This window comes from Acinetobacter sp. B51(2017) (assembly GCF_003711395.1).
GTDB lineage: Bacteria > Pseudomonadota > Gammaproteobacteria > Pseudomonadales > Moraxellaceae > Acinetobacter.
Genome location: NZ_PJRJ01000067.1, coordinates 1 through 3,856, shown reverse-complemented (window position 1 = coordinate 3,856; position 3,856 = coordinate 1). Strand labels below are relative to the sequence as shown.

The window sequence follows — 3,856 nt, the reverse complement described above, 5'->3', positions numbered from 1 at the left end:
AAAAAGGAAAGAATGTGAAAGCCAAATCAGGCTTAAACAAATCAATCCTAGATCAAGGGTGGTCAATGCTTGTTGGTATGTTGGAGTATAAGCAACAATGGCGAGGTGGTTTACTTGTTAAAGTTGATCCTAAATATACAAGTCAGACTTGTAGTTCATGTGGTCACGTTGCAAAAGAAAACAGGCTCACTCAGGCGAAATTTAGCTGTGTAGAGTGTAGCTTTAGCGAGAATGCGGATATAAACGCTTCTCGCAACATTTTGGCGGTAGGACATACCGTTTTGTCTGTGGAGGGTGGATGCGGTAAAGGTCGCCCTACGAAGCAGAAAGCAAGCGAAATCCGCAAGGAAGTCGCTTAAGAGCATTTGCTTTTAGAATCCCCACTTGAACATCGTGAAAGTGGTGGGAGTATGTCAATCAGCATTCTACGTGGTAGAGTAAACCATAATAAGATTAGGACCAAACAGCATACAGCAAATGCGGTTAAGTGATATATTTCAAATAAAATACGTGAACCTTCAAGTACAATAAAATAGCTAAACATCATCAGCATCGACATTGCTGAAGCAACGGTACCTTTTGAAATATCAGATGACATCATCGCTAAACGGTACATGACCGAGAAACACATGCCTTCGCCAAAGCTCATGATCGTCATACCGATGATAAGGCAGTAAAGGAAATAATCGGGCAGGAACAAGCCAGCAACAATAATAACTGCGCCGACCAACATCATAGGTAAACCAAAATGAATGGTTTGACCTAAAGGATAACGATCAACAATTTTAACCAATACCAAACTGCCTAGAATCAATGCACCTAAGACAGGAATTTGGGCGAGGCCATACTGTGTACTGCTAAGGCCTAAATATTCAACCAACATTACAGGTGAAAGCGCAATCCATAGCATAATGGGTAAACATGCTAAGGGTAAGGCACTGGTCATGATCAAAAACTGTTGATTAGAAAAGACTTTTTTAAAGTCAGCCCAAATCGTTGACATGGGTTGTTTGACAAGTTTTTCAGGCGTATCTTTTGGCATAGCAACTTTTAAGCCCAATGCACCAAGGAGTGCCAACATGGCGATCCCGACAAAACCCCAATGCCAAGAGACATGCTCAATTAAAAATGCACCAATAATAGGACCAAGTAGCGGTGCAAATAAGGTCATATTGCCCATGATCGCCATGACTTTAACCGCACTACGTTCCTCAAAATTTTCTTGAATCGCGGCATAACCCACAGCGCTAATCACTGTGAGCCCCATACCTTGTAAAAAACGTAGGCTTAAAAAACTTTGAATATTTTGGGTCAGTAGAATCAGTAAGCATGTAATCGCAAAGAATACAGCACCGCCAACCAATACTTTTTTACGTCCAATTCGATCTGCCAAAGGGCCCATCAGCCATGCAATGCATCCACCACCTAATAAATAAAATGACATGGAAGACGGTGCCCAACTGCTACTGACATTAAAATCGCGCGTTATGGCCAACATAGCAGGTTGAACCAAATCATTGCCGAGGTAAACAGCAAATTCAAATAACACTAAAGCCAAAGGGAACAGCATAGTGGCCCATGTAAGTTTAGAAATAGGAGAGCTAGACATTATTTTTCAACATAAATAAAAAATAAAACCAAATGCCAAAAGCGGCATTTGGTTTTATTTCAAAGGAGATTAAAGCAAGATGCATTTAAAGCAGTGATAAAAAACTGCATAAAAAAATACACCTACGGCAAAGCGTAGGTGACAATAAACGCATTGTAACATAAAGATACAGCCGTAGGAAAGTTATGCTGTATCGACTAAGAAATTGGAAAATAGCAAAGCGGTATTTAAATTGAACTCAAACCCAGTTCTTTTCTATATTTGGGAACTAACATATGACCTGCTTTCGCCATTTTGGTAATAAAAGGAATGTTAATCATGCCAATAATGGGTAAATAAACCACACCTTTTTGACTTCCTAAAGTGACAGCCATCATTGGATTATTGGTTTTAGCTCTATAGTGTTTGAGAGGAGTTTGCTTTGATGTCAAGATACGACGAATATTTCTGGCAGCAACAGGAATCTGACCATTGATATGCCAAGCCATTTTATTCTCGGCAAGATCAGTAATATCACCTAAGGCGAATAGATGAGAATAACCAGTGACCTGTAAGCTCGGTTGAACTTGAATCTGTTGTTTTGCATTGAGGACATCGGCAAAATGCGCTTGCATAAATTGCGTATTTGGCTGGCCACCAGTGCACCAAATAATAAGGTCATAATCAAGCACGTCACCCGTGGAAAGTTTGGCTTGTCCTGTATGATTTAAAATACAGCTAGGAGGATGGCTGGCATGTACCAGTCGAGTCTGGGTAAGAATTTTTACGCCACGACGAGACAAATCTTTTGCTGCATAACAACTTACTTTGTTTGCCGTGCCTGCCAGTAAGCGTGGTCCAGCTTCTACAATAGTGAGCTGTTTATGTGGATATTGCTCATTAATCTCACCGGCGACTTCTACACCAATTGGCCCACCACCGACTAAAATAATCTTTTCAGCCTTTTTGACTTGATCGGCAAAACTTTGATAAAACGCCAAACGTTGTTGTTTGGTTTGCTTTTGACCACGCATGAGTGAGTTGTTAAACTGACTTCCTGTGGCCAGCACGTTTAAATCGGCTTGGAGGTGTAGCTGCTCACCACTGGCTAATTCGACAGTCGCACTGCAATCTGGGTGTAACTTGGTCAAACATCCTTGAATATGCTTCACCTGAGGCAATGCCTCTGCAAAGGGGATAATGGCAGCTTCAGCAAAAGTGGGCTGAATGATGCTGCGTGGTGTTGCCATTGGAATTTCAAAATATTCATTGCTATCGACCAAAGTCACGGCAAAATCTTGGCACAGCTGTTTCGCTAAAAATGTGCCTGCCATACCACCACCATAAATTATGATTGTTTTCAACTGTGCCGATCCTTTTGTATGCTGATGCTGCATGATACTCAATTTTAGCGCTTTGAATGTAGACAATTTTAAGTCTCAGCCAGCTTAAATAAAGCGCTGCTGTGCTAAACGTATTGCCAAGATTAAAGTGCAGGGTTGGAAACGTGGTTTAGTAGCAGATACAGCAGGAATTAAATTGAGCGCGTGATAAACAATGCAAGCATTTTGCAAAATTTCAAAAATGATTAGATAGCTTTGATAGCGCCGTAGATCTTCAGCGCCAATTTTATCTAAACGTGCTAAGTTCATGTTGTCACAGACATCTGCATATTTGACATAACAGGCGAGAGGATTTGTCAAGGTACGTTTTAATGCTTGAAAACGCGATTCACCTGGCTGTTTACTCAGTGCAATAAGTGCATTGAGGTGGAGAGCATGTAGGCCTATATGATGCAAATGCCACAGATTCACCCAAGTATCTTCTAATGTATCATGCAAAATCGCGACAATTTTGCCATCCAAACTATTGACAGCGTGCAGCACGCGCAGTGGGTGCAGAATATATGCTTGTCCAGCTTTATCGACTTGGCCCTGATGTGCATCATGTGCCAATCGTATGGCAGCCTTTAAAACTCGTATTTTATCAGCAGAACTCTGGTCTTGATGTTGATAAAGTTGAGGCATAAGAAGATGCATTCTGAAATACTCAATTTAACTCATTGTGAAAAACTCCTCATCCATAATCTTTAATTTGCATGGAGATAGATGAAGTCTTAATGAAAGCCTAAAAATACCGTATTTATCTTGATCGAGCGTAAGACCCCCACCGACAGTCAGGTGGGGGATATAAGCGAGTGGCGATAGCCATAAATAATCTAATATTATCTTTATTGTAGTGCTTTAATTTGCTATAATCTATTTACAA

4 protein-coding genes are annotated in these 3,856 nt (G+C 40.7%); 1 reads left to right on the top strand and 3 read right to left on the bottom strand.

Features of this window, described 5'->3' with window-relative positions; translation table 11 throughout:
- A partial coding sequence (locus tag CYK47_RS15045) for an RNA-guided endonuclease InsQ/TnpB family protein (protein ID WP_213072441.1) occupies positions 1 to 359 on the top strand: 359 nt, incomplete at its 5' end.
- Here CYK47_RS15045 and CYK47_RS15040 read toward each other — a convergent pair.
- From CYK47_RS15040 to CYK47_RS15030, 3 genes are all read right to left on the bottom strand, one after another.
- Positions 356 to 1,609 carry an MdfA family multidrug efflux MFS transporter gene (locus CYK47_RS15040; protein WP_122902580.1) on the bottom strand — a complete coding sequence of 418 codons (1,254 nt, stop codon included), beginning with the start codon at positions 1,607 to 1,609 and terminating at the stop codon, positions 356 to 358. The genes CYK47_RS15045 and CYK47_RS15040 overlap by 4 nt on opposite strands.
- Positions 1,610 to 1,836: 227 nt before the next feature.
- Complete coding sequence (locus CYK47_RS15035; RefSeq protein WP_252150304.1) at positions 1,837 to 2,952, bottom strand: NAD(P)/FAD-dependent oxidoreductase; 1,116 nt, start codon at positions 2,950 to 2,952, stop codon at positions 1,837 to 1,839.
- 84 nt (positions 2,953 to 3,036) lie between these two features.
- Positions 3,037 to 3,615 (bottom strand): hypothetical protein, encoded by a 579-nt coding sequence (locus tag CYK47_RS15030; protein WP_213072440.1) that lies wholly within the window; start codon positions 3,613 to 3,615, stop codon positions 3,037 to 3,039.
- Positions 3,616 to 3,856: the final 241 nt, after the last annotated feature.